Origin of the sequence: Flavobacterium ajazii (assembly GCF_010614725.1) — a bacterium.
Classification (GTDB): domain Bacteria; phylum Bacteroidota; class Bacteroidia; order Flavobacteriales; family Flavobacteriaceae; genus Flavobacterium; species Flavobacterium ajazii.
The window spans coordinates 34,883-56,658 of the sequence record NZ_JAAEHL010000014.1 but is presented as its reverse complement, the minus strand read 5'-3'; the positions used below and the strand labels follow the sequence as shown (position 1 = coordinate 56,658).

Here is a 21,776-nt window from a genome sequence, read left to right as displayed (position 1 = left end):
ATCGGAATCAATAAATGAAAGACGAAGAAGACGATAACATAATTCCAAACGACGACGAGAATCAGAACGAAAACCAACTTGATGATAATCAAAATGGAGATGACGATGAGGTTATCGACGTAGATGCTAAACATTTTGAAGGAGCACATTTTTACGAAAATCAGGAAGAAGAGGGAGAAGACGTTATTACGAAAGTAACCGGAATGTACAAAGACTGGTTCCTGGATTATGCTTCATATGTAATTCTGGAACGTGCAGTTCCTGCTATCGAGGACGGTTTTAAACCTGTTCAGCGTCGTATTATGCACTCACTTAAAGAGCTGGATGACGGTCGTTACAACAAAGTTGCCAATGTTGTTGGTCACACGATGCAGTATCACCCACACGGAGATGCGAGTATCGGAGATGCCATGGTACAAATTGGTCAAAAAGATTTATTGATTGACTGCCAGGGAAACTGGGGAAATATTTTAACAGGTGACGGTGCTGCAGCACCCCGTTATATCGAGGCACGTTTGTCAAAATTTGCTTTAGAGGTTTTATATTCTCCAAAAATTACCGAATGGGGATTATCATATGATGGTAGAAAAGCAGAACCAATTAATCTTCCTGTAAAATTCCCGTTGCTTTTAGCACAAGGAGCGGAAGGTATTGCGGTTGGACTTTCTACAAAAGTTCTTCCTCATAACTTCAATGAATTAATTGATGCTTCGATTAAAATCTTAAAAGGAAAGCCATTTACTCTTTATCCTGATTTTATGACACAGGGTATTGCAGACGTTTCAAATTATAATGACGGAATGCGTGGCGGACGTGTGCGTGTGCGTGCTAAGATTTCCCAATTAGACAAAAATACATTGGTAATTACGCAGATTCCGTTTTCGACCAATACATCAAGTTTGATTGACAGTATTTTGAAAGCCAATGAAAAAGGTAAAATCAAAATCAAGAAAATTGAAGACAATACGGCTGCCGATGTTGAGATTTTAATTCACCTTTTCCCGGGAGTTTCACCAGACAAAACAATCGATGCTTTGTTTGCGTTTACAGCCTGCGAAACATCTGTTGCTCCTTTGGGATGTGTGATCGAAGACAATAAACCATTATTTATTGGTGTTTCCCAAATGTTGAAAATTTCAACAGAAAGAACCGTTGATTTACTTCGTCAGGAATTAGAAATACAATTAGAAGAATTAAAAAATAAATGGCATTTTTCTACTTTGGAAAAAATCTTCATTCGTGAAGAAATGTATATTGACTTCAAATTGTATGGTGACAGAGAATCACTTTATAAATATTTATATGATCGATTTGAGCCTTTCAAAAAATCATTTGTTAGAGAAATCAATGACGATGATTTACAGCGTTTAACTCAAATTCCGATGATTCGTATTACGCGTTTCGACTCAGATAAAGCTGATGACTTAATCGCGAAGTTAGAAGACGAAATGAAAGAAGTAGAGCATAATCTGGAACATTTGACAGATTTTGCAATTGCCTATTTTACAAAATTAAAAGAGAAATACGGAAAAGGACGTCAGCGTCAGACCGAACTTCGTGTTTTTGATAACGTTGAAGCTACAAAAGTAGTTTTAAGAAATACAAAATTATATGTAAACCGTGACGAAGGTTTCGTTGGAACGAGTTTAAAGAAAGACGAATATGTAGGAGATTGTTCTGATATTGATGATGTTATCGTATTTTTACGAGATGGTACCATGATGATTACAAAAGTAGATGCCAAAACTTTTGTAGGTAAAGATATTATTCATGTGGCTGTATTTGATAAGAATGATAAACGTACGATTTACAATATGATTTATCGTGATGGAAAATCTGGTCCATCTTACATAAAACGTTTCAATGTTACCGGAGTTACCAGAGATAAAGCGTATGACTTAACAAATGGGACTAAAGGCTCGCAAGTTGTTTATTTTTCTCATAATCCAAATGGAGAAGCTGAGGTCGTAACGATTTTATTACGCCAAATTGGAACAATCAAGAAACTGAAATTCGATATTGATTTTGCTGCTTTAGCTATAAAAGGACGAGCATCAAAAGGAAATTTGGTAACTAAATATCCTATCAAGAAAATTGAACTAAAGGAAAAAGGTATTTCTACTCTGCTCCCAAGGAAAGTTTGGTTTGATGATACTGTAAAACGTCTGAATGTTGATGCGAGAGGAGAACTGCTTGGTGAATTTAAGCCAAGCGATAAAATATTGGTCATCAGCCAGGCAGGTAAATTAAAAGTCATAATTCCGGAATTATCAACTCATTTTGAAGAAGATATGATTGTTCTGGAAAAATGGAACCCTAAAAAACCAATTTCTGCCATTTATTACGATGGTGAAAAAGAGCGTTATTTCCTTAAGCGTTTCCTTGTAGAAAATGAAGCCAAAGAAGAAAGTTTTATTACAGATCATCCAAACTCTCAGTTAGAAATTGTCTCTACTGATTATCGACCGGTGGCACAATTGGTTTATGCAAAGGTAAAAGGAGTTCAAAAAGATGACCTACATGTTGATGTAGAGGACTTTATAGCCGTAAAAGGTATTAAAGCATTAGGAAACCAATTAACTACAGAAAAGTTAAGACAAGTCAATTTGCTAGATCCGCTTCCTTATGAAGAACCTGTCGAAGAAGTTCCTGAAAAACCAGAAATATCTGAAGATGAACCGGTAGAAACTGAATTGGATGACGATGGCCAGATTGGTTTGGTTCTAGAATAATATTTTTTACAAAAATGCCCTTTTTGAAAAGGGCATTTTTATTGAACTTTACTTTTATTATTTTAAAATTTGAGCAGCGTGTTCTTTTGTTTTAACCTGAGAAATAACCTCATCGATAATTCCGTTTTCATCAATTACAAAAGTCGTTCTGTGAATTCCGTCATATTCTTTTCCCATGAATTTCTTAGGTCCCCAAACTCCGAAGGCATTAATAACTGACTTATCCTCATCAGCCAAAAGTGGAAAAGGAAATTCGTATTTGTCTTTGAATTTTAATTGTGCTTTCTGACTATCGGCGCTTACTCCCAAAAGTTCATAATTATTAGCTTTAAAACGTTCAAAATTATCTCTTAAATCACAAGCTTCTGCTGTACAGCCTGGTGTGCTCGCTTTTGGATAAAAGAAAACCACTAATTTTTTTCCGGCATAATCTGCCAGTGTATGTGTTTTTCCGTCCTGGTCTGTTCCTGAAAAATTTGGGGCTTTATCTCCTTTTTGTAATGTTGTCATTTTTTTTTTAGATTATTAGATTATTGGATCACTTAGAATTTGAGATTGTATTTCGAGTTATAAATATAAAATAATTCATAATTGAAAAATGCCCCGGATTATCTCACTCAACATATATTTAATTAGTGTTCGATGAACATAAATGTTTGAAGTGAAAACCCCGGAATTGTGAAAGTTTACATTTTTTGCATTAAGAAAGCGAGCAGCGGAAGCTCTTTTTTAATGCTTAAAAATGTTACTTTGACAATGAGGAGTTGAAACGTAAAGCCGGATTAGGCACATCATCAAAATTATATTATTTTTACGACATTAAAAATACGGAAATGAATAAAGAAGCCCGGGTACAATTTGTTATAAATACGTTAAAAGAACTCTACCCTACTATACCTGTCCCACTTGACCACAAAGATCCTTATACTTTATTGATAGCCGTTTTACTTTCGGCTCAATGTACAGATGTGCGAGTAAACCAGATTACACCACTTCTTTTTGCAAAAGCTGATAATCCGTATGATATGGTAAAAATGTCGATTGAAGAAATCAAGGAAATTATTCGTCCCTGTGGTTTATCTCCTATGAAATCTAAAGGAATTCACGGCTTATCCGAAATTTTAATTGAAAAACATAACGGAGAAGTTCCGCAGAGTTTTGAAGCGCTTGAAGCTTTGCCAGCCGTTGGTCATAAAACAGCAAGTGTTGTAATGTCGCAGGCATTTGGAGTTCCGGCTTTTCCTGTCGATACACATATTCACAGGCTGATGTACAGATGGAACCTTTCGAATGGAAAAAATGTAACTCAGACTGAGAAAGATGCGAAAAGATTGTTTCCAAGAGCATTATGGAATGACCTGCATTTACAAATCATCTGGTACGGTCGGGAATATTCGCCTGCACGTGGCTGGAGTCTGGAAAAAGATATTATTACGAGAACAATTGGAAAAAAATCTGTAATAGAAGAAGCTGCTAAAAAAGTTTAGCAGCTTCAGCATTTTTTATCTACTGTTTTTTAAAGCATTGTACTCGTTTGTCATTTCTAACGAACGGTATATCCCTAAAAGTGATTTGATTGCATCTTCATTTTTAGGCTCTATAGCCAAAGCTTTTTTCAGATACGGAATCGCACTTTTTATGATTTCGTCTTTTTGGGCATTTAGTTTATCATATTGTTTCATTTCTTTAGGGCTATTTCCTAATTTATCCATCTGATCAACTAATACCTTTTTCGACTCCATTTTGATGTAAACCAAATTGATATAACAGTTTACACAATTTGGATTAACCTGTAACGCCTCCTGATAATATTTTTCGGAATTAGCACAATCGTTTCGCTCTAAGCAAGAAAAGGCTAAAGCAATTAAAATTTCTTCTTTTTTAGATGGAGGAAATACAGTTCTGGGCTTTTCGTAAAGACCTGTGGAGACTCCTAAATCCCTTGCACTTATAGAAATAAACGCCTCATCCTCTTTTGTTTTTTTATTGGTTGCGTAATAAAGAGTTGCTTTACCTGTATAATTTATTTTTTTCAGTTCTCCGTAATATTTAATAGAGGAGATATAATCCTTACCTGTTAAGGACGCTGCAGCCGCATTAAAAAGATTTAATGTGTCTTTTTTATCAAATAAGTAAACTTCATAACTTTTATCAGCACTTTCTTTGTATTTTCCTTCTTTATAATCCTTATAAGCTCCGTCCACCAATTTAGATTTCATTTCTTTTAAAGCTAAATTTGCCTTAAATGCATATTTATATTTACGGGAATCGTTTTCATATAAAAGAACATCCTGATAAGCACCTACCGCCTGCGAAAAATTATTTGCGGGATCTATATTTTTGGCTGCCAAATCTTTGTAGACATTTCCTTTTAAATAAAAAAAATCAGATTTGACTTCGTCGGAGGCATTGATAACCAGATATTCTACTTTTTTTAAAATTGTCAATGCCTCCTGAGCTTTCCCTTTATCATAAAAAGATTGAGCTTCTTTTATTTCGTTTTTTTGGGCAAAAACAGTGACGTTAATCAACAACAATAGTATCTTAAGATTCTTTTTCATTTTCTGTTTGGTTTGGTTAGGTAAATAGTTAAGGGCATTGTGAAAATTTCAGCTAAAACTTCATCACAAACAATAATTACAACTGGATTTTTTTCCTGTTACAACTAAAATTGTATTAAACCAAACAAAATAAAGTAATGTAATTTTTCTCCATAAAGTATTTGAATTATCGGTTAAACATTTATTCTACTCATTCATATTTTTTATTTTTTCACCACTTTTTCAATCAAAACAAACTAAATCACTTTTGCTATTTTAACTAAAACATTAAGTTATTTTTTAACTAAACTAAAAATAATTATCACATAAACTAATAAACAATTAAATTTTAACACATTTGTAATAAAAATAACACTTTAACGATTTTTAATATATTCAATGGTAAAACAGAATTAAGCGGAACAACTTTTCCTTTTTAAATAAAAAAATGAATCGTTACCAAGACAGATAACTTGTGAGAAAGGAATATAAATGCAGTATTTTTAAACAAAAAAACTCACTATTTGTATTTGCATACGAATAGTGAGCTTTCAACCAAAACGACCATTTGGTTTTTTCTTTCGAAATAAACATCCGACAAAGTAGTGGGGCTGTTTAATTAGCTATAATCTCAAAATTTTTATTTTCAGTCTTTACAATTTTTAAAGCCTGTGAATAACTTAATAAAAAAGAAACTACTTCTTTTTTAGGCTTTAAGTCTTTTGAAGCTAATCCTTTTTTTGAGTAAATTTTCGCCATACTATGAAAATGTTTTATACCAGTATAACGGGCTAATACTCAAAATAGTATTTAGTTGGTCAAAATTATTTGATGTTTATCAATAATTTTTCTCAAATTCATTAATGCATAGCGCATTCTGCCTAATGCTGTATTGATACTAACGCCTGTCAGTTCTGAAATTTCCTTGAAGCTCATATCCTGATACATACGCATTACCAAGACTTCTTTTTGGTCTTCAGGAAGTTCTTCAATTATTTTTTTAAGATCAACTTCAACCTGATCTACAATCATTTTCCCCTCTATAGTCAAAGAATCATCAGACATAATCGAGAAAATCGAAAACTCTTCTGTTTCTCTGTACATTGGCATTTTTTTAGTTTTGCGAAAGTGATCCACAATCAAATTATGTGAAATACGCATTACCCATGGTAAAAATTTACCTTCCTCGTTATATGAATTGGATTTTAAAGTTTTAATAACTTTAATGAAAGTATCCTGAAAAATATCATTTGAAATATCTCTATCAGCTATCTTAGAATATATAAAACCATATATCTTAGACTCGTGTCTTTTTATTAATGTTGCTAAGGCATTTTCGTTGCCTTCAACATAATTTTTCACTAATAGAGCGTCTGGAATATGCAGATCAGCCATAGTACTACTTTTTAGTTTTGTTTTAAAATTTGGAGTAATTTCTAAAAAGTAATTTTATTGTATAGGCTTCTCTTTTTTAGGTTATGTTAATTATCAGTCCAAATTTAACAAATATTTATTTTAAAAAGCAAACGAATGGAGTAATAATTAATAATAAAATAACAAAAAATATTACCCATAATTAACTTTTATCGACGAAGTACTGGCAAACATCTAAATAAACTGTACCTTTTTAACATTTTAAAAAGAAGCGCAACCTGTTTAAATCATTAAAAACAAACAAGTTAACACTTCTTTTTTAGTAGTAATTATTTTATCTTTATTGATAAACACGGATGTAATCTACGTAAAATTTTTGGGGCAAAATAGTATCATCAACAGCCGGCCCTCCAAAATTTCCGCCAATAGCAAGATTGACAATGATGTAAAATGGTTTGTTGAACGGCCAGGTATCATCATTTTTAACTTCGGGACTGAAAGTATAAACAAGAGTTTCATCAACAAAAAAATCAATTTTATCTTTATTCCACTCAATTGCATACACATGAAATCCTTCTTCAATTTTTGGAAATTCGGTTCTTTTGGTATTAATTGTATTGCCATGACTGTCTTGCGTGTGCAAGGTTGTATAAACCATATGCGGATCCCTGCCTATATATTCCAAAATATCAATTTCACCCGTTTTAGGCCATTTTACCTCATCAATATTGGCGCCTAACATCCAAAAGGCGGGCCATAAACCATGACCAACAGGTAATTTTGCCCTTGCTTCAATTCGGCCATACAGAAATTCTTTTTTACCTTTCGTTGTGATTTTTGTTGAAGTATATTTTTCTCCTTCTTTTCGGCCTTCTATAACCAGATTACCCTCTTTTATTTCATGATTGGTTTTGGTATAAATCTGTCTTTCATTATTTCCCCAGCCGCAAAGGTTGGGGCAGCCATCGCCAAGTTCATAATTCCACACCGATTCATTTAGGGTCTTCTTATTAAAATTCTCTTCCCAAATCAGTTTTCTTTTTACCTGCTGAGCCATGCAAAAACTACTGATTAGAAACAGTATTACTGTCTTTTTCATGTATTACTTTATTTTAAATTATTCAATTAGAAGGTCAGCCAAAACGACCTTCTAATTTCATTTCACTAATTAATTCACTTATTGATAAACCCTTACATAATCAATTTCCATTGAAGACTGTGTAAATGCCGGATCAATATTTCCACCCAGATTTCCTCCCATTGCAACGTTTAATATCAAAAAGAAATCACTGTTAAAAGGTAATGAAGCGGAATTTGCAATCGAATGTATTAGAGTATCATCAGCATAGATTTTTATGGATGTAGCGCTCCAGACTGCTTTGTATACATGGAATTCAGTAGAAACATTTGCAATTGTTTTACTGCCTGAGTCTGCACTTCCTCCGAAACGTCCAGGATAATGAAATGTCCCAAGTACAACATTTTGATTATTACCTACATGTTCCATTATATCAATCTCTCCACAGGCAGGCCATGGCTTTGTTGCATAATTTTGACCTAACATCCAGATTGCTGGCCAGGTTCCGGCTCCTATAGGAAGTTTAGCCCTTACTTCTATTTTTCCGTATGTGAATTTGAATTTATTGTCACTTACTAATCTTGCAGATGAATAAGCCTGACCTCCGGAAGCTTCTTTTTTGGCAGTAATTTTAAGACTTCCACCCTGAACAATTACATTCGTGGCAGAATTAGTATAATTTTGTTTTTCATTATTTCCCCAGCCATTATCTCCAGTTCCTAAATTATATCCCCATTTTGCTGCATCAGGAGCTCCATCAGTATTAAATTCATCCGACCAGACTAAATTGGTATAATCTACATCTGTTTCCGGAACCTGCGAAGGCTTTGTTGTAGTAAATATATGGTACCATGCTAATGCTGAATTTCCCCCCATAACAGCTCTTACCACCATTCGGTTAGCTGTAATAGACAAAATTTCGTAAGAACTCTGACCAATATAGTAGCCCATGAAACCTCCATCGGAGAGATTCAGCATTGTTCCTCGCGTTTGTGTAGCATGATTAGGATTTTTAGTCACAACTGATTCTGACGGACTTAAGGATACTATTTTTACTCCGCCTGCATTGTATGCCAGACAAGCATCATCCGGTGAGCTTCCTCCTGCAACACTGGCAAAAGCAGCATTAAAGAAGGTTGAGCCTCCATTATCAAGTTCATATTTCAATTGGTCTCCATCCAAAGAAAAAGTCAATACGTTTTCATACAAACAGCTACTGGCTGGAGATCCTGCTTTTTCAAATGGACCTGCCTGATAATAATTGCCATAATAGTTTTTAGTAGCATCAGCATCATTTTGACCTACTCCCAAATGTCCCGGTTCTGAAGCTGACCAGTACCATTTTTTAGAAGTTCCTCCTGTTAAAAACTGCACAGCTTCGTCGTCACTAAAATCACTCAACACCTCAACATCCAGTGTAACATTTGAAGCAATACCTCCTCTACCTGTAGCAATAACAGTAATGGTATAGCTATTAACTCCGGTTTTCGTAAAACGTTTTGTGAATTTACCTCCAGGAGCATTTTCTGAAGTTCCGTCGCTAAATACATATTTATAGGAAATGGCATTATCTGCAGTTGCTGTCAATTTTACCGTTCCGGATCCATCTCCGTTTGGAGCATCAGCCGTTTTTCCGACAATTTCAGCTGTCACCTGAAAATTAGTTGGAGCATCTATTGATCCAAATGCGTAATCATCTTTCTGACAACCCGTCATCAGGAGAATCGCAAATAAGGGTACTATTTTTATAATTATTTTTTTGCTCATGATTTCTTAGTTTAATTGGATTGTTTTATATCATCAAAGTAATAAGTCGAACCTGTTCCCATTTGTCCGAAGTCCGGAAATAAAATTACCCTGTCGTATTTATTAGCTGTATTGAATCCGGGTGCAGTCGTTAAATCGAAAGTTAGTACCTGCCATGCATTGGCTATTGTGGTTGTTGCATGTGCTTCGAAAAAAATAGTCGGATTTCCGTTTCCGTCTTTTGGAGATGTTGAAACTTCCATTTTGTATAAAATATCAGCACCAACTTTAGGAGACCATACATTTATTTTTACCTTAGTTCCTTTAGTAAAATCAATTGTATTTTCTAAATTAAGACTCGCACCAGCCCAAACCTGAGCTCCGGATGTTTTCTCGATTTTAACTACTTTGTTAGAAATATTAGCTCCTGTTTTATCAGGATTTGTTACTATTGAAACAGGTATTGGTCCAAAACCTGCATCTCCGAAACCTCCCCACGCATACGTTAAAGTCGCTGATTCAAAATCAAGAGGTAATTCTACAGACTGAGAAGCCGTTTTGTAGAAATAAATATTATCTATAAACACAGTTCCCCCTGCCCATGGAGTTCCAACCAATTTTAACTGAAAAATTTTATCAACTGATAATCCCTGGCTTGTAAATGCTGAAATTGGAATATCAATACTTGTCCATTGATTTGCCGTAAGATCCTCTGTAACAGGTTTTTCAGAAGGCCCTACATTAATTAATGAAGTTTCAATTTTCTGTAAATCTGCAGTCCAGACATCCATATGCAAATATTCCATACCGGAAACATCTATTGATGTACCATCTGCCAATGCAATTCCCTGATAACTTAGTTTAATATAATTCAGCATTTTATCTCCATTCAGATCAAATTCTGTCCAGCTGCTGCCTTGTCCTGCCTGGCCCCAATCAGGAAAATAATTTGTTCCGCCAACATTGGTATATTTAGAACCGTAAATAGAAATCACATCTACTGCCTGCCTGCTTGGCGGAGTTGGCGCTGCAGTTGTCGGGTTAAGAACAAGCGTAGCAGTAACCTGAGCCGTATATTCTGTTGTTTTAACTGCCGCACTTTTTGAGACTACACGAATTGTATACACTCCGGCTTCTTTATACGTATAAGAAACTGATTCGCCGTTATTGGCCGAAATTGGATCCGGTTTCCCTGTTTCTCCAAAATAAACATCATAAAACAAAGCAAAATCTGCAGTTGCCTTAACGGTTATTTTTTTAGATACCGACAAATCATTCGTTACAACTACCTGTAAATTTTGAGGAGCTTTAAATGAAACCACTACCGGCTGATCTGTTTCGGTACTTTCTCCGTTTAGTCCCATTGCTATAATTTTAGCGGTATAAACACCTTCTTTATAAACATGACTGACAGTTCCTCCTGGAGAAAAATATTCTGACTCAGCAGAACCATCTCCATAATTTATTTTATACTGGGTCACCCCTTCGCCTTTAGGCAAAAAAGTAACTTTACCAGAATTATCCTGAGTTACAGTAGTCAAAGCTGATATATTTTCCGGTAAGGCTATACCATCCAAATCAATATCGCTATTATCGCTTGCACAACCCAACAGAATTGTCAAAACGAAAAAACTTATAATAAAATGTATTTTTTTCATAATTGATGTTATTTAGTATACCCCGGATTTTGTTTCCAGTTTCCATTTGCAAATTGAATTTCTTCGATAGGAATCGGAAATAATTCGTTTTTATCCTTTTCAAAACCAGGTATTGTTCCAACTGCTTTTCCTGTTCTTACCAAATCAAAGAAACGATGTCCTTCTCCAAAGAACTCCAGCCTTCTTTCTGCCAGAATAAAATCGGTTAATGCAGCTCCTGATGCTGATATATCATGATTAGTATCTCCAAAAGCACGTCTTCTGACTTCGTTCAGATATCCTCTTGCTTTACCATCATCAATTCCCCCTCTGTTGTAAGCTTCAGCAGCCATTAATAAAACATCAGCATAACGAATGGCTCTGTAATTATTCGGATTCGTCAAATTCAAATCTCCTGCAGCATTCCCACTTCTTTTTCTTGGCAAATATTTTCGGTTAAAAAATCCGGTATCCTCATTTCCTTTTCCGTATTTGATTCCCTTCCCATCATTATAAGCAGTATTAGCAGCAGCCCAGGCAGCAATATCCAAAATAGCAACATCTTTACGCCTGTCGCCAACTTCAAAAGCATCGGCACTTTCCTGAGTAGGAACATTAAAACTAAATCCTGAAGTAAAAAGAGGCCCGTCATAACCACGTACTCCGCTGAAACCAACAGCAACATTTCCTTCGCTGCATTGCAAACAGGTAAAAGCAGCGCCTTCAACATCTGTATACTGCACTTCAAAAACAGATTCAGGTCCGTTTTCACCTTCCATTTCGAATAATTTATTATAATCTGTTTCTAAAGAGTATGGAGAAGTACTTATTAAACTTTCTAAAGTTGTAGCTGCCAAAGCAAATTTATTTTGATACAAATAAGCTTTCCCTAATAATGCCTGCGCTGCTCCTTTGGTAACACGTCCTTTTTGAGACGCCGTTGGAGATAAATTGGCAATTGCAAAAATCAAATCAGCTTCAATAGCAGCATATACCTCTGGAACTGATGAACGCGGAATTGTTTTTTCATCTCCAATCTTGAACCTGGCATCTCCTTTCATAGGAATACCACCAAACCATTTTACTAATTCAAATTGATAGTATGCCCTAAGAAAATGGGTTTCTGCTAAAAGCTGGGTTTTTCCCTCAAAATCGGTTTTATTTTGAAACTCAAGTATGTAATTGGCTCTTTGAACACCAGCAAACATCCAGTTCCAAATATCTCTAAGGTTGCTGTTTGTCTCTGTGTGAATCATATCATCAATTTGCTGCCAGCCGATTACATCTATAGGGCTTTCTCCGCCGCACAAAGTATTATCAGAAGCAATTTCTCCCAGCAAAACATTGGCATAAGAAGACTGAAGCAAATCGTAGGCAGCAATTAATGCCTGCTCATAATCGGCTTTTGAATTAAAATAATTTTCAGAATCTATCGAATAGGCCGGCTTAGGATCTACAAACTCATCCGAACAGGAAATACTTACTGCCGAAAACAGAGTTAATGTAATAATGATTGTAAATAAATATTTTTTCATTTTAATTGCAATTAAAAATTAACGTTTAAACCCAATAAATAAGTCCTTGGAACCGGATAGAATCCGTAATCGATTCCGGCACCAATAGGCGATTGAGAAACCCCATCCTGATTGGTTAGACCAAATGAGGCCCCCGGATCAAAACCTTTGTATTTGGTAAAAGTGTACAGATTATTTACCCCTGCATAAAGTCTTAGTTTTGTAATTCCTGCTTTTTGAGAAATTTTAGGATCAAGTGTATAACCTAATTGAATATTTTGAATTCTTACATAAGAAGCATCTTCTACATAATAATCAGAAAAATTAGTATTCGTTGTTGCGCTGGTTGTTACTCTTGGTACAGCATTGCCAGTTCCTTCTCCTGTCCATCTGTCTAAAACATAATCTAAACGATTCGCATATGGATTTGTTCTTTCGTAATTGCGAACCATATCATTTCCTACAGAAGCAAATGTATAAGCTGCAAAATCAAGATTTTTATAATTTAACTGTAAATTGAACCCCATAGTTGCTTCCGGAATCGGGTCTCCTATATTTGTTTTATCTTTTGTATCAATTATCCCGTCACCATTGACATCCACAAACCGAAGATCTCCTGGTGAAGCTTCTGTTCCTAAAGCTAATTGAGATGGGTGAGCCTCAACTTCTGCCTGATTTTGAAAAATCCCATCGGTTTTATATCCGTAAAAATAACCTATCGGCAATTTCTTTTGTCCCGGCAACGCTTCTTCCATTCTGGAAATTGCCGGCTGACCAACACCAAAACCTCCTCCTTCTATGAAACCGGTTCCGTTATTTACTTCTAATACTTCATTTTTAATAAAGGTTACATTATAACCTAAACTCATACTAAAATTGTCCGAAAATTTTTCTTTATAGTCAATCGCAAATTCAATTCCTGAATTTCTTACTGTACCTGCATTCATAGTCGGAGGACTTGCTCCCGGAGCACCAATACCCGTAATTCCCGAAACCGGAATATTTGGTATCAATAAATCTTTTCTGGTGTCAATAAAATAGTCTGTTACTATAGAAACTTTATCCTGAAATAATTTTAAATCAAAACCAACGTCAAACTTTTTTGCCTCTTCCCATTTTAAGTCAGGATTAGGGATTTGACCTGTTGCAGTTCCGCTTGATAACCCACCATCAAAAACATAAGTTGCTTCACCGGTTAAAAGCCCCAGATATCCGTAGTTTGGAATCTGGTCATTTCCTAATGTACCATAACTGGCCCTAAATTTTAAGAAATTAATAGTTTTTGATTCGCCAAAGAAATTTTCATCAGATATCACCCAGCCTCCGGTAAAAGAAGGAAAGTAGCCAACTTTATTCCCTGGCCCGAATTTCGTAGAAGAATCACGTCTGAGCATAGCAGAAAACAAATATTTCCCTTTATAATCATATTGTAATCTTCCAAAATACGAAAGTCTTCTTTGGTCATAAACGTAACCACCTGTATTCAACGCCACTGGTATCCCTTTGGTTAAAGAAAGATCAGCATATTCCCATGAGTTGTTCGGAACATCATAACCTGTTGCATTGGCAGAATTCCCCCATTCTTTAAAAATAGTAGTACCGATAGTTCCAACAAAATTGTGGTTTTCAGCTACTTTTTTAGTGTAAGTTCCAAAAAAGTCAAAAGAATAGTTATTATCATTTACTGTTTGTTGCGTTACAGAACTTCTTACTACATCAAATACTTTATCGCTTGGATTTTCCCAATATAACACTTGCTTCGCAAATGATTTTGATTCACTGTTCGAGGTATTAAAACCTATTGCTCCTGATAAAACAAATCCGTTAAACAGTTTATAATCCAAACCGAAATTTCCGTTGATTTTTTTATAATTATAATCATTATAGGTATTGTCAATTTGTGCCAGCGGATTGATGATTTCATTTCCTAGAGTTGTCGGTATTTTGGTAAAATCACCGTTTGCATCTTTTGGGGCATATGTAGAAGGAACATTCAGAGCGTTAAACAGTACAGATCCTAAACCATTTTCATTCAGTGATTTTCTTCTAAAATAAGTATAGATAACATTTGTTTTAACTTTCAATTTATCAGTCAAATCCGCTCCCAATGCTAATCTTGCTGTATTTCTTAAAAAGCCGGCTTTGTCTCCGCCAACAATTCCTTCCTGATCCAAATGTGAACCGGAAATTGCATACGTAATCTTTTCTGAACCTCCGGAAACAGAAAGATCGTGATTAATAATAGGTACACCTTTACTAAAAACTTCATCCTGCCAGTCTGTTCCTTTTCCTAAACCGCTTACGTTTGGATAAGGAAGCGGCCTCCCGCCATTAGCAAAACTTTCGTTTAATAATAAGGCGTATTCTGTAGCATTTAAAGTTGGTAATTTTCTGGATGTTTCCTGAAATCCTGTATAGGTATTAAAAGAGAATCTTGTTTTGGAATTCTTCTTACCCATTTTAGTCGTAACTAAAATGATTCCGTTTGCTCCTATAGTACCATAAATAGCAGCCTGAGCATCTTTTAAAACCGTAATCGTTTCAATATCGCTTGGACTTAACAGACTCATATCACCTACATAACCATCAATAATGGTGACAGGACCGTTCTGTCCATTTGTAGCAATACCACGTATTCTGATATCCAGCTTTGCCCCCGGAGATCCGGACTGAGTAGTAACATTTACTCCCGAAACAGTTCCTTGTAAAGCCTGTTCTATACGTGCAGGTTTTAAAATATCGAGTGTTTTACTATCTACAACAGATACTGCACCGGTTACTTCTCTCTTTTTCTGGCTTCCGTAACCAATAACTACAACTTCATCAAGTGATTTTGCATCATCACTCATTTTGATCGTAATTTTGTTTCCCGAAACGGTGACTTCCTGAGTTCGAAAACCTATATAACTTAGAACAATTACGGTTCCTTTTGGGACACCTAATAGTTTGAAAGATCCGTCGAAATCTGTTGTAGTACTTTGTGACGAACCTTTCACTTTTACATTTACACCAGGCAGGGATAAACCTGATGCATCAAGTACTGTCCCGTTTACATCTAAAGTTTGCGCAAAAGCAAAAGAAGTAAACAGTAACAGTACGGTTAACAATAATTTTGGTTTCATAATTAGTTAGTTTTTATTGAAGCTAAATTTATTATATCCGCTTAAGAATACTTCAAAATTAACCTCAACAAAAAACATACATCATAAAAAAAACACCAACAAATTAAAAATCCGTTAAAAAATATCTTTATTTCAACACAAATCTCAAATGTTAATTTATTTAACATTTTAAGTGTAAAAAACACAATAAATCAATAATGTTGTGGTGATGTATAGGTATTTTGGAGTAATTTTTATGCTACTATACAGCAAGAATATATTCCACCAAACCAATTTCATGCTGCAATTCCATTTTTTTGCGTAAACGATATCTTTTTATTTCAACACTTCTAACGGAAATATTAAATAAAGGAGCAATTTCTTTTGACGAAAGATTTAACCTCAGGTAGGCACACAATCGCAAATCATTAGGAGTTAATAAGGGATGAATTTGTTTTATTCTTTTCAGGAAATCTTTATCGGCATTATCAAAAGCTTCTTTGAAAACTTTCCAGGAATCTTCTTCGGTAATATTATCGTTAATAGTTCTGATTACCGACTTAATATTTTTATTATCCTCCTGAGATGTTTTCTTCAGATCATCTTTGATAAAAGCCAGAAGTTCATTTTTACTGTTCAGACTCATGGTAGAAACTGCCAGTTCACGATTTTTATTATCAACATCCTGCGACAGCTGCTCATTTCTGAGTTTCATTAACTGCTGTTCATTTTCAAGCTCTTTAATTTCCAGCAAAAGATTATTTTCTTCAATTAATTTCGCTTCTTGTTTTCGATAATAATTTCGATAGGCTTTGTTTATAAAATAACCTATAACAATCAGAAGCAGTAAGTAAATAAAACAGGCCAGATTAGTCAGGTACCAGGGTTTTAAAATCACAAAAGTATACACAGCTGTATTTTGTAAAAGTGTATTGGCATATTTTGCGCGGACTTTGAAAGTATATTTCCCGGAAGACAGGTTTTTAAAATTAACAGACGATTTTGTACTCCATTCACTCCATTCGTTTTGAAAGCCTTCCAGTAAGTACTGATATTCCGAATTGATGTATTTATTGTATTCCGGAACAGTATAATTTAAAGTAATATTATTTTCATTCGATTTAAATTTTCCTTCCTCACCCAAAACAACATTCTTTAAAGTCTGGTTCTGTTTATTTATTGAAATTTCCGAAATCGAAACCGTATAATTTTTAAAACTTAAATCATCTATATTTAATGTGTAATAACCATCTGTAGTACCTATTAAATAAGTAGATTTGGATATTTGGGTAATATTTTCAAAACCCAGCATCGAATTGGTCAAAGTAGACGGAATCGGAATTACGTTTTGTTTCAACTGATTACTCAGTTTACTTGCTGAAAAATAATGTATATAATTTTTAGAAAACAGCCATATTTTATTAGACTGATCTACAATTAATTTCCCCGAAGTATATTCGTCTTTTTCGAAAATAGAACTTAATAACTTATCCTTTTCAAATTGTTTTGTTTTTGGATTTAATTTAAAAATGCCACCTTTATATGCATAGTAAATAACATTATTAAACTTGGTAAGACTTGCATTTTTTCCTTTTTTGGGAGACGAATAAACGTAAAACTCTTTTGCTTTTAAAAAATCATTATCCGGTTTAAATCTAAAAATTCCTTTGTATTCATGGCTCACATATACCTCCAGACTTGGTGTAATTTCAAAATAACGCGACGAATAATTAAATCCCTTTATTTTATTTCGAAATTTCCATTGATTATTATTTTTTTCCAAAACCGAAATTCCGTAATAATTCCCCTGAAGCAATATGTTTTTATTATTTGGTACAGATTCAAACTTCCATGTTCCTGAACCAGAAAAAACATTTCTAACCGATGTTTGATCCACAACAAATGTTCCCGAATCATGTCCGCAAAAAAGTGTATTATCATATTCAAACAAAGACCATACCTGCCCTTTTGTTCCGTTCATAAACTGAAAATCACTATTGCTTTGGTATTTTTTACAAAACAATCCCTGATTGGTACCCACATACAACATTCCGTTATGTACAATTGAAGCATAAACGGTTCCTAAGGCACCTGTTTCATCTGTAAAACTATGCACAGGAGTTTGCAGATTTATACAATTAATTCCGTTATCAAGCCCTGCCCAAACATTCTGATCTTTATCTTCAAACAAAGACAAAACAGTATTGTTACTCAGCCCTTTGCTTTGCGAAATATGATAATTCAGTTTTCCTGTTTCCGATAAAATAAAAATACCGTTAGAAACCATACCCAAGGCATAACAACCATTTTGAAGACGTTGACTACTGTAAACAAAACCTGATTTTATCTGCGAATCAACCTCAGTCGCAAAAGGCGTTAAAGTTGTTCCAATCAACTTATAAAATCCATTTAATTGTGTCTGAATGAGTAATCCTTCATTAATTGTAAAAATATTTACTACTGTATTTTTTTTCAATATTGGATTATTCGAAATCAGCTTCCCTTTTCCTCCTTCAATTTCAAAAATACCTTCATTTAAAATTTGATAATAAATCGAATTTTGAGTACTAAATGATTTTACAATGCCATTTTTTGGAGAAATAACCCTGAAACTTTTTGTTTTAGTATCATAAATATAAATCCGGTTTAAAGACTGAAATAAAATCCAGTGATCGTATTTTAAAATATTCCAAAACTGTTCATCATCAAGAATTTTATTTTTAATTCTATCACTTAGCGAAGTATATTTTAATTTCCCATTTGACTGCCTTGTCCAGTAACCAAAATTCATATAACAACCTGTATAAATCTTATTATCGATTACTTTTACAGATCTTATTATGGTTTCATTTGGTGTTGGATACAATTCCCAATTAGTCCCGTTGTATTCCAAAAGCCCCTCGTTATTGGCAAAATACATTACATTCTGTTCATCCTGAGAAATCATCCAGCTTTGATTCCCCGCACCATAAACGGTTGAAGGATATTTTACAATTGGCGGTAATTCCTGTGCCTGAAGTATAAAACTCAATAAAAAACTAAGAATATAAATTTTGGTTTTCAAATTTAAAGAAGGTATTAGTTAAAAAAGCTGTTCTAAAATAACTTTTTTTATATCAAAACAGCAAAATTTAATATAAAAATCAACAATAACCAAAACCTTCAAACCACAGCAACTCTGTTAAGATTTGGAACAGTCGCATTAACAAAACTCAATTCAAAATTGATTACTTTTGTAGAAATTGACTTTTTTTATGCAAATTGATCTTTCTACACTAGACCCAAAACATAATATCATCATTAAAGGAGCACAGGTACATAATTTAAAAAATGTAGATGTTGCTATCCCCCGAAACAAACTTGTAGTTATTACTGGGCTTTCCGGATCAGGAAAATCAAGTCTGGCGTTTGATACTTTATACGCCGAAGGTCAGCGCCGTTATGTTGAAAGTTTGTCATCCTACGCACGTCAGTTTTTAGGAAGATTAGACAAACCAAAAGTTGAATATATTAAAGGAATTGCTCCGGCGATTGCAATTGAGCAAAAAGTAAACACGACCAATGCCCGCTCGACTGTTGGTACTTCAACTGAAATTTACGATTATATCAAACTTTTATATGCCAGAATCGGACGCACCTATTCTCCGGTTTCAGGCAGAGAAGTCAAAAAAAATACAGTTTCAGATGTGGTTTCAGATGTAAAAACTTTTGAACTGGATAGCAAATGGTTATTACTTTCTCCTATCCATCTTGAGGAAGGACGCCAGCTCGAAGACAAGCTTAAAATCCTTTTACAGCAAGGTTTTGCACGTATTTTAGTGGATAACGAAATGGTTCGCTTAGATGAATTCACACCAACGGATATACACAAATTAGACAACAAAGATATTTTATTAGTCATAGACAGAATTGTCGTTAAAGATGAAGATGAATTCTACAATCGTCTTGCCGATGCTGTACAAACTGCTTTTTTTGAAGGAAAAGGAATTTGTTATCTTCAGGAATTAGGCACTGAAAAAAGATTCTCTTATTCTAATAATTTCGAATTAGACGGCATTACTTTTTTAGAGCCAAACGTACACTTATTTAGTTTTAACAATCCATACGGAGCCTGTCCGGTTTGTGAAGGCTACGGAAATATTATCGGTATTGATGCCGATTTGGTAGTTCCAAATACAGCTTTGTCTGTTTTTGAAAGTGCTATTTATCCATGGAGAGGTGACAGCATGAGCTGGTATAAAGACGAGTTGGTAAAACATGCCTATAAATTTGATTTCCCGATTCACAAACCTTATTTTGAACTTACAGAAGATCAAAAAGACCTGATCTGGAAAGGAAATCAGTATTTTCAGGGATTAAACGATTTTTTCAAAGAACTTGAAGAAAAAAATTATAAAATACAAAATCGCGTAATGTTATCGCGTTACCGCGGAAAAACCAAATGCCATGCCTGTCGAGGAAGACGCTTACGTGAAGAAGCTTCTTATGTAAAAATTAATGGTAGGACCGTTTCTGAGTTAGTCGATTTACCAATTAAACATTTAGTTACCTTTTTCAAAAACATTGATTTAAATGTTTACGAACAGCAAATTGCAAAACGTCTAATGGTTGAAATCAACAATCGTTTATCATTTTTGACTGAAGTTGGATTGGATTATTTGACGTTAAACAGAAATTCATCCACACTTTCGGGAGGAGAATCCCAGCGCATCAATCTAGCCACCTCACTAGGAAGCAGTTTAGTAGGTTCTATGTATATTTTGGATGAACCAAGTATTGGTCTGCACCCAAAAGATTCTGAACGATTAATCAAAGTTTTACTTTCCCTTCGTGATTTAGGGAATACCGTTATTGTGGTTGAACACGATGAAGATATCATGAAAGCCGCCGATATGATTATCGATATTGGACCTGAAGCCGGAACTTTTGGAGGAAATTTGGTGGCTCAGGGAACTTATGATGAAATTTTAAAATCAGAATCTTTGACAGCTAAATATCTAAATGGCAATTTGGAAATTTCTGTACCTAAAAAAAGACGCAAATTCAAAAATCATATTGATATTATTGGCGCCAGGGAAAACAATTTAAAAAATGTTACTGTTACTTTTCCTTTAGATATATTAACTGTTGTTACCGGGGTTTCAGGAAGCGGAAAAAGTACGCTGATTAAAAAAATCTTGTTTCCGGCGATACAGAAAAAACTGGAAAGTGCCTCTGAAAAAGCGGGTCAGTTTACCGATATAAAAGGGTCTTTTTCTCAAATAAAACACATTGAATACGTCGATCAGAATCCTATTGGAAGAAGTTCAAGATCGAATCCTGTAACATATATAAAAGCTTATGATGATATCCGTGATTTATACGCTAAAGAAAAGTTGTCTAAAATAAGAGGCTATCAGGCAAAACATTTTTCTTTTAACGTTGACGGAGGCCGATGCGAAACCTGTAAAGGTGAAGGCTCAATAAATGTTGAAATGGTATTCATGGCTGATGTTTCTTTACCATGTGAAACCTGTAACGGAAAACGATTTAAAAAAGAGATTTTAGAAATTACTTTTGACAATCAGAACATCAATGATATCCTAACTATGACAATTGATGATGCCATAACTTTTTTTGAAAAAAATAAACAGACAAAAATCACTCAAAAACTACAGCCTCTTAAAGATGTTGGTTTAGGATATGTACAATTAGGACAATCTTCTTCTACTCTTTCGGGTGGAGAAGCACAGCGTATTAAATTAGCTTCTTTTTTAGTAAAAGGAGCGACAAAAGATAAAGCTTTATTTGTTTTTGACGAACCTACTACCGGACTACATTTTCATGACATCAAAAAATTACTGGCTTCATTTGATGCCCTGATTGAAAAAGGACATTCTATTATTGTGATTGAACACAATCTGGACCTTATAAAATGTGCCGACTGGATTATTGATTTAGGACCTGAAGGAGGTGAAAACGGCGGACATTTATTAGCTGTCGGGACTCCTGAAGATATCGTAAAGGTTAAAGAGTCTGTTACGGGAATTTATTTAAAGGAAAAACTAAATTAAA

General features: G+C 34.4%; 13 protein-coding genes. 3 read left to right on the top strand and 10 right to left on the bottom strand.

The window, feature by feature from the left end; genetic code table 11:
- The first annotated feature begins 14 nt into the window (after positions 1-14).
- The gene (locus GWR14_RS20890; RefSeq protein WP_163411088.1) at positions 15-2,732 is read left to right on the top strand and encodes a DNA gyrase/topoisomerase IV subunit A; all 2,718 of its coding nucleotides are present in this window, start codon (positions 15-17) and stop codon (positions 2,730-2,732) included.
- 57 nt (positions 2,733-2,789) lie between these two features.
- Here GWR14_RS20890 and bcp read toward each other — a convergent pair whose 3' ends face one another.
- Positions 2,790-3,242, bottom strand: coding sequence for a thioredoxin-dependent thiol peroxidase (bcp, locus tag GWR14_RS20885; RefSeq protein WP_163411087.1), 453 nt, complete (start codon positions 3,240-3,242; stop codon positions 2,790-2,792).
- Positions 3,243-3,565: 323 nt separating this feature from the next.
- On the opposite strand from bcp, the gene GWR14_RS20880 reads away from it, so the two are divergent.
- Complete coding sequence (locus tag GWR14_RS20880; protein ID WP_163411086.1) at positions 3,566-4,219, top strand: endonuclease III domain-containing protein; 654 nt, start codon at positions 3,566-3,568, stop codon at positions 4,217-4,219.
- Between the two features lie 15 nt (positions 4,220-4,234).
- Here the strand turns inward: GWR14_RS20880 and GWR14_RS20875 are convergent, their stop codons facing one another.
- From GWR14_RS20875 to GWR14_RS20840, 9 genes are all read right to left on the bottom strand, one after another.
- Positions 4,235-5,293 carry a hypothetical protein gene (locus tag GWR14_RS20875; RefSeq protein WP_163411085.1) on the bottom strand — a complete coding sequence of 353 codons (1,059 nt, stop codon included), beginning with the start codon at positions 5,291-5,293 and terminating at the stop codon, positions 4,235-4,237.
- Positions 5,294-5,887: 594 nt separating this feature from the next.
- Positions 5,888-6,031, bottom strand: coding sequence for a hypothetical protein (locus GWR14_RS23755; RefSeq protein WP_187356555.1), 144 nt, complete (start codon positions 6,029-6,031; stop codon positions 5,888-5,890).
- A 51-nt stretch (positions 6,032-6,082) separates the two neighbouring features.
- Positions 6,083-6,667 (bottom strand): RNA polymerase sigma factor, encoded by a 585-nt coding sequence (locus GWR14_RS20870; protein ID WP_163411084.1) that lies wholly within the window; start codon positions 6,665-6,667, stop codon positions 6,083-6,085.
- 319 nt (positions 6,668-6,986) lie between these two features.
- Positions 6,987-7,745, bottom strand: a complete 759-nt coding sequence (locus GWR14_RS20865) for a glycoside hydrolase family 16 protein (protein ID WP_163411083.1) — start codon at positions 7,743-7,745, stop codon at positions 6,987-6,989.
- A gap of 78 nt (positions 7,746-7,823) precedes the next feature.
- Positions 7,824-9,491 (bottom strand): glycoside hydrolase family 16 protein, encoded by a 1,668-nt coding sequence (locus tag GWR14_RS20860; RefSeq protein ID WP_163411082.1) that lies wholly within the window; start codon positions 9,489-9,491, stop codon positions 7,824-7,826.
- Positions 9,492-9,502: 11 nt separating this feature from the next.
- On the bottom strand, positions 9,503-11,128 hold the full coding sequence (locus GWR14_RS20855; RefSeq protein ID WP_163411081.1) for a hypothetical protein: 1,626 nt from the start codon (positions 11,126-11,128) through the stop codon (positions 9,503-9,505).
- A gap of 8 nt (positions 11,129-11,136) precedes the next feature.
- Entirely contained in the window at positions 11,137-12,642 is a 1,506-nt protein-coding gene (locus GWR14_RS20850; RefSeq protein WP_163411080.1) for a RagB/SusD family nutrient uptake outer membrane protein, read from the bottom strand.
- A gap of 11 nt (positions 12,643-12,653) precedes the next feature.
- Positions 12,654-15,743, bottom strand: coding sequence for a SusC/RagA family TonB-linked outer membrane protein (locus GWR14_RS20845; RefSeq protein ID WP_163411079.1), 3,090 nt, complete (start codon positions 15,741-15,743; stop codon positions 12,654-12,656).
- A 241-nt stretch (positions 15,744-15,984) separates the two neighbouring features.
- Positions 15,985-18,786 (bottom strand): triple tyrosine motif-containing protein, encoded by a 2,802-nt coding sequence (locus tag GWR14_RS20840; RefSeq protein ID WP_246236358.1) that lies wholly within the window; start codon positions 18,784-18,786, stop codon positions 15,985-15,987.
- Between the two features lie 190 nt (positions 18,787-18,976).
- On the opposite strand from GWR14_RS20840, the gene uvrA reads away from it, so the two are divergent.
- Positions 18,977-21,775: an excinuclease ABC subunit UvrA gene (gene uvrA / locus GWR14_RS20835; protein ID WP_163411078.1), complete on the top strand. Its 2,799-nt coding sequence runs from the start codon at positions 18,977-18,979 to the stop codon at positions 21,773-21,775.
- Position 21,776 lies beyond the last annotated feature (1 nt).